General features: G+C 43.2%; 15 protein-coding genes. 11 read left to right on the top strand and 4 right to left on the bottom strand.

Translation table 11 applies throughout. The annotated features are described in order from the left end of the window. From RSJ42_RS01050 to RSJ42_RS01005, 10 genes are all read left to right on the top strand, one after another. Nucleotides 1-1,716: a WD40 repeat domain-containing protein gene (locus RSJ42_RS01050; protein ID WP_410508898.1), complete on the top strand. Its 1,716-nt coding sequence runs from the start codon at nucleotides 1-3 to the stop codon at nucleotides 1,714-1,716. A gap of 9 nt (nucleotides 1,717-1,725) precedes the next feature. Further along, complete coding sequence (gene cobN / locus RSJ42_RS01045) at nucleotides 1,726-5,736, top strand: cobaltochelatase subunit CobN (RefSeq protein WP_410508897.1); 4,011 nt, start codon at nucleotides 1,726-1,728, stop codon at nucleotides 5,734-5,736. A 13-nt stretch (nucleotides 5,737-5,749) separates the two neighbouring features. After that, nucleotides 5,750-7,324 carry a hypothetical protein gene (locus RSJ42_RS01040; protein WP_410508896.1) on the top strand — a complete coding sequence of 525 codons (1,575 nt, stop codon included), beginning with the start codon at nucleotides 5,750-5,752 and terminating at the stop codon, nucleotides 7,322-7,324. A gap of 54 nt (nucleotides 7,325-7,378) precedes the next feature. Beyond that, nucleotides 7,379-9,124, top strand: coding sequence for an ABC transporter ATP-binding protein (locus RSJ42_RS01035; protein WP_410508895.1), 1,746 nt, complete (start codon nucleotides 7,379-7,381; stop codon nucleotides 9,122-9,124). A gap of 85 nt (nucleotides 9,125-9,209) precedes the next feature. Continuing rightward, nucleotides 9,210-10,103, top strand: coding sequence for an energy-coupling factor transporter transmembrane component T family protein (locus RSJ42_RS01030; protein ID WP_410508894.1), 894 nt, complete (start codon nucleotides 9,210-9,212; stop codon nucleotides 10,101-10,103). Then, a complete protein-coding gene (locus RSJ42_RS01025; RefSeq protein ID WP_410508893.1) occupies nucleotides 10,100-10,867 on the top strand; it encodes an ABC transporter ATP-binding protein in 768 nt (255 codons plus the stop codon). Before RSJ42_RS01030 ends, RSJ42_RS01025 begins: the two co-directional genes overlap by 4 nt. Next, entirely contained in the window at nucleotides 10,867-11,592 is a 726-nt protein-coding gene (locus RSJ42_RS01020) for an ABC transporter permease (RefSeq protein ID WP_410508892.1), read from the top strand. Before RSJ42_RS01025 ends, RSJ42_RS01020 begins: the two co-directional genes overlap by 1 nt. Nucleotides 11,593-12,025: 433 nt before the next feature. After that, nucleotides 12,026-12,814 carry a hypothetical protein gene (locus RSJ42_RS01015; protein ID WP_410508891.1) on the top strand — a complete coding sequence of 263 codons (789 nt, stop codon included), beginning with the start codon at nucleotides 12,026-12,028 and terminating at the stop codon, nucleotides 12,812-12,814. A gap of 85 nt (nucleotides 12,815-12,899) precedes the next feature. After that, complete coding sequence (locus tag RSJ42_RS01010) at nucleotides 12,900-13,841, top strand: hypothetical protein (protein WP_410508890.1); 942 nt, start codon at nucleotides 12,900-12,902, stop codon at nucleotides 13,839-13,841. Further along, nucleotides 13,822-14,139 (top strand): hypothetical protein, encoded by a 318-nt coding sequence (locus RSJ42_RS01005; protein ID WP_410508889.1) that lies wholly within the window; start codon nucleotides 13,822-13,824, stop codon nucleotides 14,137-14,139. The genes RSJ42_RS01010 and RSJ42_RS01005 overlap by 20 nt, the downstream gene beginning before the upstream one ends. Before the next feature lie 231 nt (nucleotides 14,140-14,370). On the opposite strand, the gene RSJ42_RS01000 is transcribed toward RSJ42_RS01005, so the two are convergent. Then, the gene (locus RSJ42_RS01000) at nucleotides 14,371-15,324 is read right to left on the bottom strand and encodes a phosphate signaling complex PhoU family protein (RefSeq protein WP_410508888.1); all 954 of its coding nucleotides are present in this window, start codon (nucleotides 15,322-15,324) and stop codon (nucleotides 14,371-14,373) included. A 1,013-nt stretch (nucleotides 15,325-16,337) separates the two neighbouring features. On the opposite strand from RSJ42_RS01000, the gene RSJ42_RS00995 reads away from it, so the two are divergent. Further along, nucleotides 16,338-16,781, top strand: coding sequence for a hypothetical protein (locus RSJ42_RS00995; RefSeq protein ID WP_410508887.1), 444 nt, complete (start codon nucleotides 16,338-16,340; stop codon nucleotides 16,779-16,781). Between the two features lie 245 nt (nucleotides 16,782-17,026). Here RSJ42_RS00995 and RSJ42_RS00990 read toward each other — a convergent pair whose 3' ends face one another. The 3 genes from RSJ42_RS00990 to RSJ42_RS00980 form a co-directional block, all read right to left on the bottom strand. Further along, on the bottom strand, nucleotides 17,027-17,482 hold the full coding sequence (locus RSJ42_RS00990; RefSeq protein ID WP_410508886.1) for a hemerythrin domain-containing protein: 456 nt from the start codon (nucleotides 17,480-17,482) through the stop codon (nucleotides 17,027-17,029). Nucleotides 17,483-17,712: 230 nt separating this feature from the next. Further along, nucleotides 17,713-18,159: a hemerythrin domain-containing protein gene (locus tag RSJ42_RS00985; RefSeq protein WP_410508885.1), complete on the bottom strand. Its 447-nt coding sequence runs from the start codon at nucleotides 18,157-18,159 to the stop codon at nucleotides 17,713-17,715. 189 nt (nucleotides 18,160-18,348) lie between these two features. Further along, nucleotides 18,349-19,068: a DUF421 domain-containing protein gene (locus RSJ42_RS00980; RefSeq protein ID WP_410508884.1), complete on the bottom strand. Its 720-nt coding sequence runs from the start codon at nucleotides 19,066-19,068 to the stop codon at nucleotides 18,349-18,351. Nucleotides 19,069-19,258: the final 190 nt, after the last annotated feature.

Below are 19,258 nucleotides of genomic sequence, written 5' to 3'. Positions count from 1 at the left end.
ATGAAATGGAAATCTTTGATAGTCCTTATTATTATCTTAATGGCTTCAGGATGTGCTGAAAACACCCAGGAGTCAGACAGCAGTGCATCGTTTGAAGATTCTAAGTCAGGGATAGAGGATGTACAGAAGATAAGCAGTTTCGCAGAAGGAGTTCCCATAGACTCAGTAGTTTTCTCAAGGGCTGGAGCTCTGCTTACCCTGAAAAGTGCGGCAGATATCACGGAAATAAGGGTTTACTCTGATAATGCAGAGATAGCTTCTCAGGAAATTGGAGAAACAGCAGACAATGTCTTTGCTTCCTTTGACTGGACCCCAGAAGCCAGATACAGGTTTGAAGTGATAACAGGCTCCCAGGCATCCAGCATTATTGAAGCATATGCCCCGTCAAAACCCGCTTTGAAAGAGGAATATACCATAGAGCTTGAAGATGTAACTCCAGGAGATATCGAAAAGACGTCATCAAATGTAGATGGTGCAACAAAATTTTCTCCTGACAGCAAGTATCTTGCAATCGGGACCCAGGGAGGCTCTCTTGAGCTGATTGAGGTTGCAACGGGTGAAAAGTTATGGGAAAAGCAGCTTGTTAAAGGAATAGCCGATGCAAGAATCGCTGATATAGAGTTTTCAGAAAATGGAAAGTACCTTTTTGTGGGAGAAGAGAGCCCTGATGCTTTCCTGTATTGTTTTGACCTCAATGGCAATGAGATCTGGAAATTCGGGGCAGGTACTGAACTGGGCTCAGACCTCAAGTATATGCCTGCCATGAAAAAGATAAAACTTGATTCAGAAGGAAATATTTATGTCGCTGCCAGCAGGGCATGCGGTTACATTGGAGAGAAATACAAATACCTGGCGAAGGTGTATTCCTTTGACCCGGAAGGCAACTTACGCTGGAAATTCCCGGAATCCGAAAACATGGACTCCGGAGTTACATGGATTGATTCTACCCCTGATGGGAAATATGCTGTTTTTGGCACTACCTGCTTTACAAAGGCAGATAAATGGAAAGAAGGAGCTGTCCATATCCTGAACGGAAACACGGGAGAAGAGCACTGGAGCTACCAGATCCAGCCGGTTGAGCCGTTTTTTGACTATTCTGCAATCTGGTACAGCACACAGATCACTCCTGACGGGGAAAAGCTGATAACAATGACAAGCGACGGAAGGGCATTTTTATTTAATAATTCCGAGATTGTCGAGACCGGAACCCCGGAAATCGCATGGGAACAGAATATCTCAACCCCGATAGTCGTGAGTGGAGTCCCCATCTACGGCAGTGCAAATTATGCTTACATTGTCAATGATACCCTGATCTTTTCAATAGGCAGCACATTCTCCAAAGATAAAAACAAGGATGCTCCTTTTGAACACCCCAGCGGGAACACTTTCTTTGCCTATGATTATGACGGCAATTTGCTCTGGAAATGGAGAGTGGACGGCTATGCAGGAGAATGTGCACTGAACGACCGTTATCTTGTAATTCCGCTTGCTCAGAACCTGGTAACCGAGGACAGAAGCGTACATGGGGTATACGTCTTTGACGTATCAAAAACAGGAGGCGCAAGTTCCAGGCTCATCCAGACTTACAGCACAGAAGGTATTACAATATCTGCCGATATCTCACCTGACGGCAGGTATATTGCAGCCATGGAAGCTCCTGCAAGGCTTGAAGACGGCACAGTGCTCGGAGAATACAAAGTGCATATTCTGACCTGAGGGGGAAGTATGAAAATCGTTTCAGTAACGTGGAACTCATACATTCCCACTCTTCTCAGAGTAGCAGAAGAACTTGGAATAGAGCTTGAGGCATACTACTCGAAAATCCTGGAAGAAAATCCCGAGGAAGCCGAAAGTGTGCTTGCCGCGTGTGAGAATGCTGATGCTATCTTCCTTTATCACATAGCCAACCCTTTCTGGGAAGATTTCTATAAAAGGCTTGAACCGCTGAAAGCAGATAGACCCGTAATCTGTGTCGGCAGCAACCCTTCAAGTTTCACCCTTTCTTCGGTTAGACTTGAGATTGCAGCCACATGTTTTTCATACATGATCTACGGAGGGGAAGAAAACTTCAGCAACATGCTCAGATACCTTTTAAAAGAGGTCTTCGGGGCTGAGATAGAAGTAAAGTCTCCAAAAAAAATTCCCTGGGACGGGCTCTACCACCCTCGTGCCGGAGAAATGTTTTCAGGTATTCAGGAGTACCTTAAATGGTACGGACCCCTGAACGATAAAACTGTGGGGCTGCTCATGTCAAGGACTTCCTGTGTAAATAACGAGCTCGAGATAGAGAAAGATCTGATAAGGAATTTTGAAAACCTGGGGCTATCCGTTATTCCTGTTTTTGCATATTCTCTGAAAGATGAGGAACTTGGAAGCAGGAGCATGGATGAGGTCGTAGAATCCTACTTTATGCAAGAGGGCAGACCCATTATAGACTGTCTTGTAAAGCTTTCTCCTTTCTTTATTGCCAGCAGTAAAGCAAAAGAGAGGGAAGCCTCATGTGCAGCAAAAGGTGTCAAGCTGCTGAAAAAACTCGATGTCCCTGTTTTCCAGCCTGTAATTTCGCACTATATGACCATAGAACAGTGGAAAGAGTCACAGGGTTTAAGCACTGAGATTGGCTGGAGTGTTGCTTTGCCTGAGTTTGAAGGCGGAATTGAACCCATTATAATAGGTGCAGGCAAAGTGGAAGAAAATTACATGGGACGTTTTCCTATCCAGGAACGCTGTTCAAAACTTGCATCCAGGGTTTTTAAATGGATAACTCTTCGGAAAAAAACTGTTGACGAGAGAAAAGTTGCTTTTATCCTTCACAACCGGCCATGTACGGGAGTTGAAGGCTCGGTAGGAGACGCTGCCAACCTTGATTCCCTTGAAAGTGTGGCAGGAATCCTGAAACGGATGCAGGAAGCGGGCTATAATGTAAATCCTCCCCGGAACGGCAAAGAACTCATAGACACCATCCTGAGAAAAAAAGCAATTTCCGAGTTCAGGTGGACTCCCATAAACGAGATCGTAAAAAACGGCGGAGTTCTCGCTTTTGTGGAAAAGGAAGAATATGAGAAATTTTTCAATACACTGAGCCCTCGCGTCAGGCAGAAGGTAACTGAAAGCTGGGGAAAACCGCCTGGGGAAGAAGTCAATGGCATTCCTGCTGCAATGGTCTACGAGAATAAAATCGTCGTCACTGGAATGCAGTATGGAAATGCTGTGATCTGCGTGCAGCCAAAAAGGGGATGTGCAGGCGCCAGGTGTGATGGAAAAGTCTGCAAAATCCTGCATGACCCTGAAGTACCTCCAACTCACCAGTACCTTGCAACCTACAGGTACCTTGAAAATACCTTTGGAGCCGATGTGCTTGTGCACGTAGGGACTCACGGAAACCTTGAGTTCCTGCCCGGAAAAGGAGTCGGGCTTTCTGAAGACTGCTACCCTGACATATCAATTGGGACAATTCCCCATCTTTACATTTATAACTCTGACAACCCGCCCGAAGGTACAATCGCCAAACGCCGGAGCCTTGCATGTCTTGTTGACCACATGCAGACCGTCATGACCGCAGGCGGGCTTTATGAAAGCCTTGACGAACTTGACAGGCTGCTCGGGGAATACGAACAGGTAAAACACGATAAAGGCAGGTCGCACGCTCTAAAACACCTGATACTTGATGAGATTAAAAAATCGAACCTTGACTCAGAGATAAAAGCCGACCATGAAACTCCTTTTGAAGAAATAGTAAAAAAGGCTCATGAAGCACTGGGCAGGATAAGAAACAGCCAGGTCCATCACGGAATGCATATTTTTGGGCAGATCCCTCAAGACGAGAAAAAAGTTGAATTCATAAACTCGATTTTAAGATATGATGACCAGGAAAGTGTGGGAAGCCGGATTTCTATCCGGAGGCTGGTTGCAGAAATTCTGGGGCTTGACCTTGATGAACTTATTTCTGACCAGAGCCGGATTTCAGAAAATGGGAAATCAAACGGGCAGAGGCTTGAAGAGATTGATTCACTCTCAAAAGACTTCATCAGGACATTTATAAATGACCCGGAAAAAGAGCCTTCCTCAATAATCAGGGAGATTTTTTCAGGGCAGAAATTAACAGAAAAAAATAATACGGATAAGGTTTTGACGGAACAGATTTTGGCAGAGCAGAGTTTTGCTGAGCGGGATTTTACGGAGCAGGGTTTTAAAGGTCAAAGTATTGCAGAAGAAAGTTTTGTAGAATTAACAATCACAGATTCCGGATTTGATGAGGAACAGAGCTTTTCGGAGCAGAGAATAAACCCGATATTTTCTCAGGATGCTGCTGCAATCTGTGAAAGGATTCTTGACCTTGAATCAAGAATTGATGCCTCTCTGGAGATAGAATCTCTTCTTCACGGCTTTGAAGGAGGATACATCCCTTCGGGTCCTTCAGGCCTTATAATTCGCGGAAAAGACGATGTACTGCCTACAGGCAGGAACTTCTATTCTCTTGACCCGAGGCGCGTCCCTACAAAAGCTGCATGGAGGGTTGGACAGCAGCTCTCAGGAGTGCTGGTCAATAAGCATCTAAAAGATGAAGGCCGTTACCCTGAGAACGTGGGCTTTTACTGGATGGCAAATGATGTCATGTGGGCTGACGGAGAGGGAATGGCACAGATAATGAGCCTGCTAGGAGTCGAACCTATCTGGCTCAGCAACGGGCACCTGAAAGGGTTCTCTGTTATTCCGCTTAAAGAGCTGGGCAGGCCCAGAATTGATGTTACCGTAAGGATTTCAGGAATCCTCAGGGATAATTTCCCGAACTGCCTGGAGGTAATAGATGAGGCTATCCAGGCTGTAGTTTCTCTTAACGAACCTGAAGAAATGAACTATCCTAGAAAACACAGCCTCAGGATGATTGAAGAAGGAGCTGATGCAAGAGAATCTACATTAAGGATCTTTTCAAGCAGGCCCGGAACCTATTCGGCAGGGGTGCAGCTTGCGGTTTATGCGAGTGCCTGGAAAGATGAAAAAGACCTTGCAGATATTTTCCTTTACTGGAATGGCTATGCATACGGAAAAGATGTAAAAGGCAAAGTGGCTCACGCCCAGCTTGCTTCAAGCCTTAAGACCGTTGACGCTACCTTCAATAAAGTGGTCAGTGACGAATACGACCTCCTTGGCTGCTGCTGCTACTTTGGAGTCCATGGAGGGCTCACAGCTGCCGCAAAGCAGGCTTCAGGAAAGGATGTAAGAGTCTATTTAGGAGATACGAGAGAGCCACAGCATGTAGAAGTCCGGGATATGGCTGACGAACTTCGCAGGGTGGTAAGGACGAGGCTTTTAAACCCTAAATGGATCGAGGGTATGAAACAGCACGGGTACAAGGGTGCACAGGACATTTCCAAAAGGGTTGGAAGAGTCTACGGCTGGGAAGCTTCTACGCAGGAAGTGGATGACTGGATCTTTGACGATATCACAAAGACATTCGTACTCGATGAAGAAATGCGCAGGTTCTTTGAAGAGAACAATCCCTATGCCCTTGAGGAGATGGCACGCCGGCTCCTTGAAGCGCAGTCAAGAGGCCTCTGGGACCCTGATCCTGAACTTCTGGAAGAGCTGAAAAACTCTTATCTCGAAATTGAGAGCTGGATGGAAGAGCTGGCAGGAGAAGGAGAGTTTCAGGGCGGGAGTGTGGATATCATGAGCTTTGAAGATGTTCCTGACTGGGATAAAAAGATGCAGGAAATCCGGAAAATCCTCAAATGAAAAAGGTTGCGGAATGAAAAACATAGCCTTTCTCCTTCTTGTACTGGTGTTTGTCTTACAGCCGGCAGCAGCCCGGGTACAGGAGGACTTCGAACTTGAAGAAATGACTGCATTCATACTTCAGGCTCCGCACGGTGTGGAAGGCAGCGGACTTGCAGCAGGAGGCAGTAACCTCTCAGCATATGTGTTTTTTGAGAGCTATTATCAAGGAAACATGAATGTGACCCTCGATCTTGATTTACCCGAGGGTTTCGTCCTCAGAGACACTCCTGTCCATTCATTTTCTCTCCAGACCGAGTATGATGACTGGTACAGGCTAGTGGATATTTATATTCCAGAGAATTTGCCTTCCGGAACCTATGATATCACTGCAACCGCAGTTATTGACATAGAAGGGAATAATCATACCATTGTGCGCAGAACCCGGCTGAGGGTTGCTTCAAAAGAGGAAATTGCAGATGAAGTCTCAATCTCCGCACTGATAATACCGTCAGATGAGGACGGATATGGAGACCCGAGCCACCTTTCCAATACCCTGGTTATCCGGGAAACGTCGCCTGCCCTTAAAAAGCTATTAAAAGCCACAGACCTCCAGATCGACAGGAAAGAATTAACTTCAACCTTTATGGGAGTAGAAGTTTCCAATAAAGGCGAAAGTACAGTCCCAGTTGTAGTTACCTATGATATTCTTGATATCAAGACCGGAGAGCCTGTAAAGGCATTCAAGCCCACAATAATGGGAATGAAAGCAGATACCTTCTGCTATGCTGCAATAACACTTCCTCCAGGCTCAAGTTCACTGGTAAGCCTTCCCCTTTATATCTCGGATAATGCGATGGGAGGAGACTATCTGCTCAGAGTGGACGCTAAACTCACAGGCAGCGACTGGGTTGCAGCAACTCAGAGCCAAAAAGTAACAGCAATCTCAAGAAAGTGGGGGCCCATAATGATCACATTTGCCTCCACATTGCTTGGAGTGACTGCAGTTAGCCTTTTCTTCATAAAGTCAAAAGAGATAATGGACAGATTCAAGACCCGCAACCTTGTGCTGATTTCCCTCTTCGGCACCGTTTCCTTTGCAGCCATAAACCTGCCAATGACGGTCCTGTGGGAGCTGTCTCATGCGATATTCGGACCTTTCAGTTTCCTGTTTACCGGGCTCTTTTATGAGATCCTTCTGTACATGTTGATTGCCTCCCTTGTTGTCCTGATCCCTAAACCAGGAGTTATAAGCCTTTTTATGATGGTCAGGTTTCTGCTTGGGGGCTTTATAACCGGGAGTTTCACCCCTATCACTTTTATAACACTGTCTATGAGTGCAGTAATTCTGGAGGTTATGATGTATGCTGCAGGCATAACCGGCAAAAACCCGGACCCTGAGAACAGGTTCAGGGTGGGGGTTGTCTGCGGAATTGCAGATATGGTCAGCGGGTATACATCCTTCAGTGTCTGGATGGTGCTTTATCGGCTGTTTTACAGCAACTGGTACATAACAGCGAATATCCTGATCGACGGATTTCTCTATACTTTCATAGGAGCCTGGTTCGGAATAAGCCTGGGGAACAGGCTGAAAAAGGTGGCAGAATAAGGCGGGAGAAAATAGAATTATCAAAATCAGAGCTGTGCAGTGGGAGATGGTAAAATGACAAAGAATAAGAGTAGTACAGTAGTAGAGATCAAAAATCTGTGGTACACCTATCCGGGGAGATTGGAACCGACTTTAAAAGGGGTCAACCTGAAAATAAAAGAGGGAGAATTTATCCTCCTGACCGGGCCTACGGGCTGCGGAAAGAGCACTTTACTGAAAACACTTAACGGCATAATTCCCCATGAATCCGGAGGAGTGTTTTCTGGCAGCATAAAGATTTCCGGGATAGAGACAGGAAACTCAAACCAGATGGAACTTTCAAGAAGAGTCGGCCTTGTGTTTCAGAATCCAGACGATCAGATATTTTCTACAACCGTTGAGGATGAAGTAGCTTTTGGGCCTGAAAACCTCTGCCTGGAAAGGGAAGAGATTGATAAAAAGATAGGAGAGGCTCTCAGGATGGTAGGGATGTCAGGACACAGGCTGAACTCAACGAATGCTCTTTCCGGAGGACAGAAACAGAGAGTCTGCATTGCGAGCATGCTCGCGATGATGCCTGAAATTCTTGCCATGGACGAGCCTGTAAGCCAGATGGATCCTCTGGGCACCCGGGAAATCCTGAACACTGTCAGGGAGCTCAACAGGAAAATGAAGATAACCATTATGCTGGTTGAGCACAGGCTGCACGAACTCGCACCTTTTGCAGATAGGGTTGTCATAATGGAAAGCGGAAAAATAATCTTCGACCAGCCCGCCTCAAAAGCTTTTGACCATCTTGAGATCTTCCACAGACTTGGGCTTCGGGTTCCGGAACCGGTTGAACTTTGCCACACCCTGGGAATAAAGGCAAGCCCTTTCAGTGCGGAAGAAACATTTCCCCTGCTGACCACAGGGGGCTTTAAAGAAAAAACGAGGAGATATTTAACGCGTCCTGACCCGGAGAGAAAGATGGAACTTCCTGAATACTCATTGGAAGATACCGAACCTTTGATTTCAATCCGGGATTTGTGGTCCGGATATGAGAAAAACCGGATGGTGCTCAAAAGCATAAACCTGGAAATCCGCAGGGGTGAAAGGGTTGCGGTTATGGGTACGAATGGCTCGGGCAAATCAACCCTGCTTCTGAACCTTGCAGCCATGCTCAAGCCGTATAAAGGGAGCGTAAAGGTTTTCGGGGAGGACACAAAATCAAAAACCCCGTACTCTTTTGCAGGCAGAATCGGATTCGTATTCCAGAACCCTGATCTTATGCTTTTCTGCGATTCGGCAGAGGAAGAGGCAAAGTTCGGACCTCTCCAGTTAAAATTCGAAAATATAGAGGAAAGGGCAAGAATTTCCCTTGAAGCGATGTCGATTCTAAATCTTAAGCAGGATCTTCCCCAGTCCCTGAGCAGAGGGCAGAGATTAAGGACAGCTGTTGCCTCGGTAATTTCCATAGACCCCGAGCTTATTCTTCTTGATGAACCTACAACAGGGCAGGACAGAGTGAATATAGAGCAGATGATGGACTATTTTAAAAATAAAGGCTCAACGCTTGTGTTCTGTACTCATGATATTGAAATCGCAATGCTCTATTCCACACGGATTCTTGTGATGAATGAAGGGCGGATTATAGCGGATGGAAAGGGGAGAGATGTTATAAAGAATATCGATGTCCTCAGGAAAGCATCTCTTACCCAGCCACCGGTTGTTGAAATCGCTAACTATCTGGGGATTGATGCCTTTTCTATTACAGAACTTGTAGAGACCCTGATCCGCAGAAATCCCGAAATGAGAGGTGCTGAGGGAATAAAGTGCTGAAATAATGACCCGTAAAAATGAACGCAGAGACTCTGAAATGAGAATATGAAAGGCAGCTCAAGTAATACATAGCTCAAGTGATAATATGATAGGTGCCAGATCAATTGCTGAACCGACAATAAAAGACACGATAATTCACAGGATGGACCCCAGGGCAAAGATCCTGATCCTGATCTCAACTGCTTTTGTAGCTGTAACCCTGGACAATCCCGAAACCATGTTTTTGTTGTTTCTGACCATACTTTCCGGGTTTGCACTCGCAAGGATGCCTGCAATAAAACTCAAAACTCTTGCTATTTTGCTCACACTTTTGATCTGGGGAACTATCTATTCCCAATCCCTGTTTTATTCCCAGCTCCCGAGGACTGTGATTTTTACCTTAATCAGCCCGGATTTTCCCGTCCTGGGCTGGCTGACAAACGGAGGGCTGTTCGTATATGCAGAAGGGCTTCAGCACGGTGCAATTCAGGGTTTAAGGTCTGCTTCAATCCTGTCCCTGGGATTATTAATGTGCTGGACCACGGATTCCAGAGATATGTTAAACGGACTTGTCGGGCTTAGAGTCCCTTACAGCGTGGCTTTCATGGTGGTTACAGCAGTCAGGTTCCTTCCGATAATAATTACCGAAGTGGCTACCGTAATAACAGTCCAGAGACTCAGGGGCTTTAATCCGAAAAGGTTTGGATCAGGGATAATCAAAACATCGCTTAATATACTGACCCCGACCCTATCAAACTGTGTAAGGAGAACCGGCACTCTTGCAGTCTCCATTCAAAGCAGGGCTTTCCGGGCAAATACGGAAAGGACATACCTCAAAAAACTCAAGTTTTCGGAATTTGATAAGACAGTTGTCGCATTCTGCATTTTTGCTGCACTGAGTATTGTGATCATAAAACTTCTTTATAACATGTACACGAGTGGAATTTATTACACTTCAGACTTAAGACCTGTTTATGCAATCGCCAGGGGATACCTGTGATAGAAATTAAAAAATTATCCAGATCTTTCGGGAACCTGCGTGCTGTTGATAATCTCGACCTTGACGTGGGAAATGAGATTTTCGGGCTTCTGGGCCCCAACGGAGCAGGCAAAAGCACTACGGTTATGATGCTTACGACCCTGCTGAGACCCAGTAGCGGCACCGCAAAAGTCTGCGGGTATGATATTGTGAAGGACTCAAAAAAGGTAAGGTCAAAAATTAGCTATGTCCCCCAGGATATGGCAGTGGACAGAAAGCTGACAGGCAGGGAAAATGTAATGCTTTATGCAAAGCTCTACGGGATTCCGAACAGGCACTCAAAAGTAGATGAAGTGATTGAAATGATGGGGCTCTCGGACCGTGCAGATGACCTTGTAGCAAAGTACTCCGGAGGGATGAGAAGGCGTCTCGAACTTGCCCAGGCGCTTGTACACGAACCCGAAGTCCTGTTTCTTGACGAGCCCACCCTCGGCCTGGACGTAAGCGGCAGAAGAAAGATCTGGGAACACATTAAGATGCTGAAAGCCGAAGGAATGACTATTTTCATGACCACGCACTACCTTGAGGAAGCAGAAAAATACTGCAACCGGGTTGCTATAATTGATAAAGGCAGCATCGCAGCTGTCGGCTCTCCTGAAAACCTTGTAAATTCAATAGGAAAAAATGCCTCTCTCAACGATGTTTTTCTGGAGAAGGTCAAAACCCCTGAGGAACAGGCAGGGTTTAACTCAACGCAATTTAGAAACCTTCTGAGGCGCAGATAATGAGAGCAATATACTACTACTTTGAAAGGGACCTTGTAAAATGGCTTAGAGGAAGGGTAACTGTCATTTCTTCGCTTGTAATGCCTGCAGCCTGGCTGGTATTTGTCGGGCTTGCCCTGCCCACAAAGTTTACAGATAATTATCTTCAATTCATTACTCCGGGTATCCTTGTAATGACAACTCTATTTTCCTCTCTGCAGGGAGGTTCACTTATGATTTTTGACAAGATACTGGGCTTTTTGAATAAGTTCCTTGCAATGCCGTCCCCGCGAGAGAGTATGCTGTACGGGAAAATCCTTTTTATCAGCGTAAGGGGCCTCCTGCAGGCAACAGTAATCCTCCTCATAGCCACACTGCTTGGAGTAAGGATATTGAACCCGGTAAACATAATTCTGATATATCTTACACTATTCCTGTTTTCAGTGTTTTTCTCGGGTCTCTCAACCATGATAGGATTGTATTTGAGCGACCATGACAGTTATGCTGCTGTGAACAGCATGATTAGCATGCCTCTGTTTTTTACGAGCAGCGCACTTATGCCCTACGATGTTATGCCTGCATGGCTAAGGACACTGGCAAAGCTCAATCCTGTGAGTTATGCAATCGATAGTGCGAGAATGCTGTTTGAGGGAGGAATACCTGTTTACGGGATCACCGGCCTTGCGATAGGAGCCGGAGTTATTTTGCTTATTGGGACATACCAGTTCAGAAAGGCTGTCGTGTGAAAACAATTTGCAAATTACAGGATTAGTCCAGGCCAGTACAATCTCAGCATAACTAATTTAAAATGCTGACAAATTAATGTGAAGAGAACAGCCTTTTAACGAACAGCCTTTCTGGGGAATGGTTAAAATATTCGCTCTGGAGATCGAGGCATTAAAGGGTAATAATCCATTTTTTAGATGGAATATTTTAATTATATAAATTAAATAATGTAAAAATTTGCACATATAAATCTAAAAGGGCTCCAGATTTTTTATTGATAGTAAAGATTATATTACATACGCTAATTTTATAGATAGAAAGACTGTTAATCGAATCTTCGATTTACCGGGTAAGTTTGGTTTTATTTCATTTTTGAGTAAGATATCAGGCTTCGCATGTTTGCCCAATATTTACGGAAAAATATCCGGATATAAAAATTGAGGAGAGCACAATATGAAGAAGTTGCTGGCTTTGACGCTACTTGTTCTGGTAATCTGTATATCTGGCTGTGTATCGACGACAAAAACAAGTTTACCAGTTAGCCCTGAAGATCTGGCTGTAAGCATTGAACCTCTGGTAATAAAGGAATTTAATGAGCAGGATATTTCAGTTGCCGTATCAAATAACAACAGCACCCAGGCAATTGACCTGGTATCTGTAAGTTCTTTTGATCCGTTTACACTCGTAGGACCGGGGTCACAGGTGAATATCCCTGCGAAAGGAAAGGCTGCTTTAAGTTTCAGGATTATGGCTCCTTCGTTTGATAAGAATACGTCGATGCTAACCCTGTCATATTCATCGGGCATTGACGGAGAAGAAAAACCCATCGTTAATACGAAGGTCGTACCTGTTCAGATAGTTGTCCTACCTGACGCAAAACTTCAGTTTGTCGGCTTTGCTGAAAGTATGGATAATCTGCGTTCATCTCCCCCCGTTTCTACCTGGGAAGCTAAGAAAGGTGAGAATGTAACGGTGAAGTTTTCTGTAAAGAACCATGGGCAATCAACCATAGCTGGAGATTCCATGTATGTGGTAGTAGACATAGAAAACAAGCTTATCGGGAACAGCTCAACTGTTAACATCACCGAAGCGATGGCAAAAGGAGGAACTTCCTATACAAGGGGCATTGAACTCCCTATTCTGAAAGATGCCCCAAATGGAGAAACAAATGTGTATGTAAACCTGATGAAAGGGGATTATCTGCTTGATACCCAGACCATTGTACTTAAAGTAAAGTTATAATCCGGGTCTGGTTACTATGAGATTCAGGTTATGTGTAAAACCTAAGAAATCTCCTTTTTTATCAGGAGGATTTTTAATCAGCATTTTGCTGATTTTAATCCTTTCTTCCGGTTGCTCTGGGAGCTCAAAAGACATTTTCAGGGAATATGATGAGGTTTTCATCCAGGATATGGATGTAATGTCCACTCCACAGGGAGAGAATACCCTTCTGACGGTTACCCCTTATATCCGCAACGACCAGGATACTGACAGTTCTATGCTTTCTGTTAAAGTAAAGGTTATTGACGAGAAGACCCACCTGACAGTGGCAGAAAAAGATCTGGATATGGGCTATGTTAAGGCCGAATCTCTTGCTTACAATGCCGTATCGCTGGGAACGGTAAAACCTGGAAATTATGAAGTGGAAACCCAGCTTCTACGGGAAGGCCAGCTTATTGGTTCATGGAGTGAATACATCACCATAGAAGCTAATTCTTCTGCAGAGCATCCGGCTGACATTCTGCTTACTGACATGAATCTTGTAATTACCCAGTTTACTGACAGGGATGCAAAAGCTGTGGTGGACATTTCTCCAGGAGTATATAACCAGGGAGGAGATTCCAAACCTCTTAAAATGGTAGTCACAGCAAGAACAGATGAATACACCTCATACACGGAAAGTGACGAACTCGGAATTATCAAAGGCTCAGGTCAGCTTCGAGGGCATGTGCGTTTCGTGTTCCCAAGAAGGGCGGAATACACGTTCTCGGTTACTGTGGAAGAAAACGGGCAGGAAATCATCACTTCTGAAACCACCGAACCGGTAAAAATGGACAGGATAGAAAGAAATGTTGTCAAAAACTACCCGCTTGTTGAAGAAGGCACACCTGCTGAACTTCCGGAAGGAGAAGCTTCGGGTGAAGGTTCAACTCCCGGTTTTGAGGGTATTATGTGCGTGGTTCTCTTACTTGCTGCAAGCGTAATAAACAGGAGATTTGATAGTAAAAAGGATAGAAAAGAGGAATTACATGGCTGGAAAAGAAGATAGCCCTCACAATGAAGAGAAAAACGCAGATCAAACCTATACGGAAGTTCGACTACCCGGAAAAGGCAGCATACCGCAGGATAATGACCCTTCATTTAAAAAACTCGTGAATGCAGCCGTGCTGATCGTCCTTCTGGCGCTTATTTTTATAGCCCTGTTTTCTTTTTTCTTCAATATGCAGGAGGCAATAATTGCCCTTTTCCACCCAAAATATCAGGCGCTCATGCAGGCTCTCTTCAGTTTGCTTGTCCTGTTTACAGGAATTTACATGATCAAACTGCTCCTTCCAAATAAACGTTGATGATGACCTTTTGGGGGAGCTAAACCTTTCCTTATTCCTTTTTTCTTTTACTTCTTTTCTACGTCTTTTCTTTCGATTAACCACCAGATAATCTGCGGAGGTGATTTCATTATTTATGAACTGGAATTTGATTCCCGGTAAGAAAACCTAAAAAAATAGAAAAAAATCAGTATAAATCTAGAAGTGCAAAAGAAATAAAAAATAAAAAGGAAGGATAAAAATCTTTGAAATTCAGACCTGCTTTATGTTCATATTTATTGCTACTTCTGCAATATCGGCACTGTATTCGGCTACCCTGCGCAGGCTCTCGAGAACCATGCTGAGTTCGATGCTGCCTTCGCCTTCGAGGTCTCTTGACTCAAGGGAAACACCGAACTGGGAAACTTTTTTGGCTTCGACAACGATTTTGTTTATAGCCTGCAGGTCTTCTTCCTTCATAGAGTCTATGGAGCTCTCAAACACTTTTCTGGAGAGTTCTGCCATCTGGAAAATCGGGTCCTCACTGCTGATCCCTGATTCCATTTTAAGGACGTTTCTGGCGATCCTTACTGCATGGTCTCCTACACGCTCTATGCTCTTGGTAATGAGCCTGTACCCGAGGCATTCCCTTGGATGCCTGATCCCTATCTTTTCCGAAAGCTCGATATCCTCTATTGAAGCTTTAAGCTGACGGACAGCAAGCAGGTAAAAACGGTCCACGTCATCGTCCCTCTGAATTACGTCTTCGGCGATTTCCACATTATGGTCCCTGAGGGCAGTCATGGAATCCTCAAGCATTGAGAGGACGAGCCCGTACATATTTTTGATTACACGGTTCAGAGGCAGGTCATTGTAATTAAGCAAGCACTGGAAAACAAGTTCGTTCCTGGATTCTTCCACAAGCTCCAGGCCTATGAGTTTCTGTCGCACTGAGTCTTTTATAAACTTGCGGTCATAAGCACTGAAACCTTTTTTGGTGGTAAGCCGGATTACATCATAACCTACAAGATAATGAGAAATGAGTATCCTTAAATTATTTTCCGCACTATCGGAGTGAAGATAATCTATGGTTGCTTTAAGGACTGAATGCTCTTTCGAAACTGCACTGGAAGAAACAAGCAGTGTTTTGTTAGGCATGGGTGTTAAAGTAAGCGTGTCTCCGGCTTCAAGCCCTATATCCCTTACCCATTTTATTGGGAGAGACACGATATAAGTAGAATTTCCTGTAAACTGGACTTTTCTTTTATCTTTGGTGATAAGTAAACCCCCTGAGGAGATACTAATGGTTATTACAGAATCTATATAGACGATATTGATATATAAAGGTATCCTGGAATTAGCGAATAAAAAAAAGAAATAAACTATGATTTTGGGGTCTAAGTATAGTATATAGGTTAACAAAGAATCACAGAAAAACATAGAATCAAGTAAAGAATTACAGACAAACTACGTATAAAAAGAGATTTATAAAAAATATCTCTCCCTTATAAAAAAATATTTCTCCTTTATATAACAATACCTCTCCTTTATATAAAAATATCTCTCTCTTCATTTTCTGCTGAAGATGAAAAGTTCCCAAATACCAGGAGAGCATTTTGCTTCACTCAAGAAGGATGACCGCTAATCCTGCAAATTCTGGGATTTGCCTTATTTCTAAAACTAGCAGTATTTTTGTCTGGATTGCGGCTGTGAAGGTAAATCTGTAGATTTATTTTTTTAAACTAACATCCCAATAATTTATCTGTATCTCTTTTTTTGGAGAAATTCCACTTTTCAATTATAATTTATTTATCTGCATTCTTATAATAAATAATAGAGATGATTTTCGGCAATTATATTTTCATTTTTCCGTAAAAATAAAGCAGTACAATACGCATCCAGGAAGGAAAAAATAGTTCTTTCATATTTTTTTCACACACCTGAGGGTTTATGCCCTGATATTCCGTTTAATACTCCAGTGTTATTTTAATACAGAAAATAATTAAATATTTTTGAGCCTTATTATAGTTTAGGGGGTTAAGACAGACTTGCATCCAGATAGGAAGCCTTGATAAGAGATAGAAAAATTAACTCCAATACTTCCTTCCTGAATGCTTCAGATCAAATAATTTTATAATTAATTGATCTTAGAATCAAATAAATTATAAAATGGTTAGTGGGAGTGAAAAAACTTGAGGTATTTAGCTAAACTTCTGGTACTTACAGCTTGTCTGATCGCATTGAGTGGTGTCACAGCTGCCTGCAGCTGCAGTGAAAATGATTGTACGCCTAAAAGCCCTGGTTACTGGAAAAACCACCCGGAAGCGTGGCCTGTCAAAGAGATCACAATCGGTAACACCACATACGGTTATGAGACCTATAGTGTAGAAGAGGCAATAGCCATTATGCAGCAGCCGGTAAAAGGAGACAAAGTTTACACTATGTTCGATGCGCTTATCGCTGCAAAACTCAATGGGGTAAACTGCTGCCAGTCTTATGATGTCAAAAACAAAATAAGCGAGGGAGACCTCTGGATGAGTATGTATTACTTCGACAAAGATAAAAGCCCAATAAAAGCAAGCGGCTATGCCTGGCAGAAAAGGACAAGAGTCGGATGTGGCGAAATCCCAGGCGGTGAAACCATCTATCTGAAACTTGATGCCTATAACAATGGACTGCTATAAAAACAATGAAGCATTCTGCAAAGAATTAAATGCCCTCACCCGCCAGCCCGGGTGGAGTTCAGGAAGCTTAAAACAATTAATAATTTAACCGGGTTCTCTTTCTCTCCGGTTAAAGCAAATTTTTGCTTTAAAAATTGCGCTTTCTTGCAGGATGCTTAAGAGACCATAATTACTCAGTTACAGAAAAATAAAGAGGGCTGGTTAACCGGAATCTGCCCTTAAGTATATGTTTGTTTCATCTCTTCTTATGCAAGAGGAGGTTCCCCGGTCTCTACCCTGTTCATATAACTTCTTTTAAACTCTACATATTGCTCTGCCATCTCTTCAGCCTCCTGCTGGCTCAGGACAGTCCGGGCCCTTTCAAAAACCTTACTCTCCTCTTCCTTTACATGATGATCTATGCTTTGTTTCAGCTCGCTGAGTTTAGCAGCCCACCCTTCGTCACTTTCATCCATGCCTTCCATTTCACAGAGCAGTTCTTTTGCCTCATTGTGTTCTTTATAGGCCTCAGAAATAAGGCCACGTAATTCTTCTTTCTCTTCAAGCCGCGGATAGAAGAGTCTCTCTTCTCCCATCATATGAGGATCAGTCTTAATCTTTATTTTAAGGAAACTCACTTTAGACACATCACTCAATGCTTGCTGGAGAAGGTCAGCTACCTGATCATGCTCTGCTTTTAGAATATCATAAATCGTTTCCATAATTTCCCCCATACTCAATATAAAAGGAGCTCTATTTAAAAGAGCGCATAAAACAACCGATAAATGGAATATACAAAAAGAAGTCAGGTCTAAATTTGATAAGATTCTCAAAAATAGCTATTTTTAGCAGAAGCTAGCGCTGAAGATTTCAAAAAAGAGATAAAGAGAACCGGTTAAACAGAATTAAGTGTGGATAACGGTAATCTCTACTCCTTTTATCTTTCAGTTTTTTAACGCATACTGGCTGGCGTCTGTTGCTTGAAGCTCTGCTTAAACTCAAGATATTGCTGAGCAATCTGCTGTGATTTGTCACTGCTCAGGACCTTTTGAGCCTGTGGGAATACTTTATTTTCTTCTTCTTCCACATGGTGCTCTATGCTTTCCTTTAGCTCCTTGATTTTAGATGAAAGGTTTTTATCACTCTCGCTCATACTTTCCAGTTCGGACATAATGGACCTTGCTTCATTATGCTCTTCGTAGGCGTGACTGACAAGCTCACGCAGTTCCTCTTTCTTTTCAAGCTCAGGATAGAAGAGCTTCTCTTCCCCTGCCATGTGAGGATCGGTTTGGGCTTTTATTTTCAATAGAGTGTCTTTTGAATTGTCACGCATTGCCTGCTGTAAAAGATCAGCTACAAGATTGTGTTCTTTCACCAGTATATCATAAATCGTTTCCATAATTCCCCCCCTCTTATTTGAGGTATAACAAAGGTTATTTGGTTGAGCGTATAAATAAGTAACCGGTACTTTGAAGATATGAAAACAGTAATGAGAGACAACAAAAGCTAAATTTCTTTTTATAGACATTATTTTGAAAATAAAAGTGAAAAATAAATGGTCATATAATTAAAATAAATAATCATATAATTAAAATAAATGGTCATATAATTTCGGAAGGTACCCATATATCTCCTTCACAATTTGCAAATAAACTCCCTTCTTCCAGCCAGACAGTCTCACCTGTTTTATAGCATGAATAGTAACCTGAACTCTCACCTTTTCACCTGTTTTATGAGACTTTAACTCTTTAATCATATCTTCGGAGATTGTGGGCAAACCAGGTTTTTGTTTTCCAGCCGGAAACTTAAAAACACTTACACTGCCATCCCGTTCGAGAAAAGCGGTCTCGATTTCCCCCAGGCTTCTGATACCTTTTCCCCTTAATAAAAGAAAAATCTCATCCTGGGTAGGTGTATGCTTTTTTATCTTTTTTACGTCCAGAATTCCGTTACTTATGATTTTAACAGGTGCACCCTCAGTAAAATCCTCGTAGCGAGGAAACCTGTTAACAAGAGCTGTCTGTAACCTGTAACATACTGTAATGGTCCCAATTGCAAAAATTGACCATAGGAGAGCAACATCCGGATAAAACATGGGGTCTCCCATAGCCGACCCAAGAGCAATAATAATCAGAAGGTCAAAAGATGTGAGCTGGTCAACTGTTCTCCTGCCTAAAAGACGCATGATGATCAGTGCAAAAACGAACATAAAAACTGATCTCAGGATAATCTCAGCCAAAAAGAGCCAGGGCACATAAGCTATAAGAATTCTTGTTAATTCGAAAACCTTTATTGGCTCATCTACCATATTATTCATTCTTTATTATATAAGCATAAAATCTCGCAGAATCAATTTTCGGAAATTGAGAGAAAAGCAAAGAAAACTGCAAATATCCGGAAATAACTGACTGGAATAGATGTTGACAGAATCAGATAGATAAGAAGCTCGAATTTAAGGCAAAAATATAGTGGAATTCAGGCCAAACCAGATTATTTGA

Source organism: Methanosarcina hadiensis (assembly GCF_046529725.1).
Classification (GTDB): Archaea; Halobacteriota; Methanosarcinia; order Methanosarcinales; family Methanosarcinaceae; genus Methanosarcina; species Methanosarcina hadiensis.
This window is presented reverse-complemented; position numbering and strand designations above follow the sequence as displayed.

What these genes read in the sequence shown, in the direction of transcription:
- cobN (WP_410508897.1), top strand. Translation starts at nt 1,726, where the DNA reads ATGAAAATCGTTTCAGTAACGTGGAACTCATACATTCCCACTCTTCTC.
- RSJ42_RS01020 (WP_410508892.1), top strand. Translation starts at nt 10,867, where the DNA reads ATGAGAGCAATATACTACTACTTTGAAAGGGACCTTGTAAAATGGCTT.
- RSJ42_RS01030 (WP_410508894.1), top strand. Translation starts at nt 9,210, where the DNA reads ATGATAGGTGCCAGATCAATTGCTGAACCGACAATAAAAGACACGATA.
- RSJ42_RS01050 (WP_410508898.1), top strand. Translation starts at nt 1, where the DNA reads ATGAAATGGAAATCTTTGATAGTCCTTATTATTATCTTAATGGCTTCA.
- RSJ42_RS01005 (WP_410508889.1), top strand. Translation starts at nt 13,822, where the DNA reads ATGGCTGGAAAAGAAGATAGCCCTCACAATGAAGAGAAAAACGCAGAT.
- RSJ42_RS01035 (WP_410508895.1), top strand. Translation starts at nt 7,379, where the DNA reads ATGACAAAGAATAAGAGTAGTACAGTAGTAGAGATCAAAAATCTGTGG.
- RSJ42_RS01015 (WP_410508891.1), top strand. Translation starts at nt 12,026, where the DNA reads ATGAAGAAGTTGCTGGCTTTGACGCTACTTGTTCTGGTAATCTGTATA.
- RSJ42_RS00980 (WP_410508884.1), bottom strand. Translation starts at nt 19,068, where the DNA reads ATGGTAGATGAGCCAATAAAGGTTTTCGAATTAACAAGAATTCTTATA.
- RSJ42_RS01040 (WP_410508896.1), top strand. Translation starts at nt 5,750, where the DNA reads ATGAAAAACATAGCCTTTCTCCTTCTTGTACTGGTGTTTGTCTTACAG.
- RSJ42_RS00990 (WP_410508886.1), bottom strand. Translation starts at nt 17,482, where the DNA reads ATGGAAACGATTTATGATATTCTAAAAGCAGAGCATGATCAGGTAGCT.
- RSJ42_RS00985 (WP_410508885.1), bottom strand. Translation starts at nt 18,159, where the DNA reads ATGGAAACGATTTATGATATACTGGTGAAAGAACACAATCTTGTAGCT.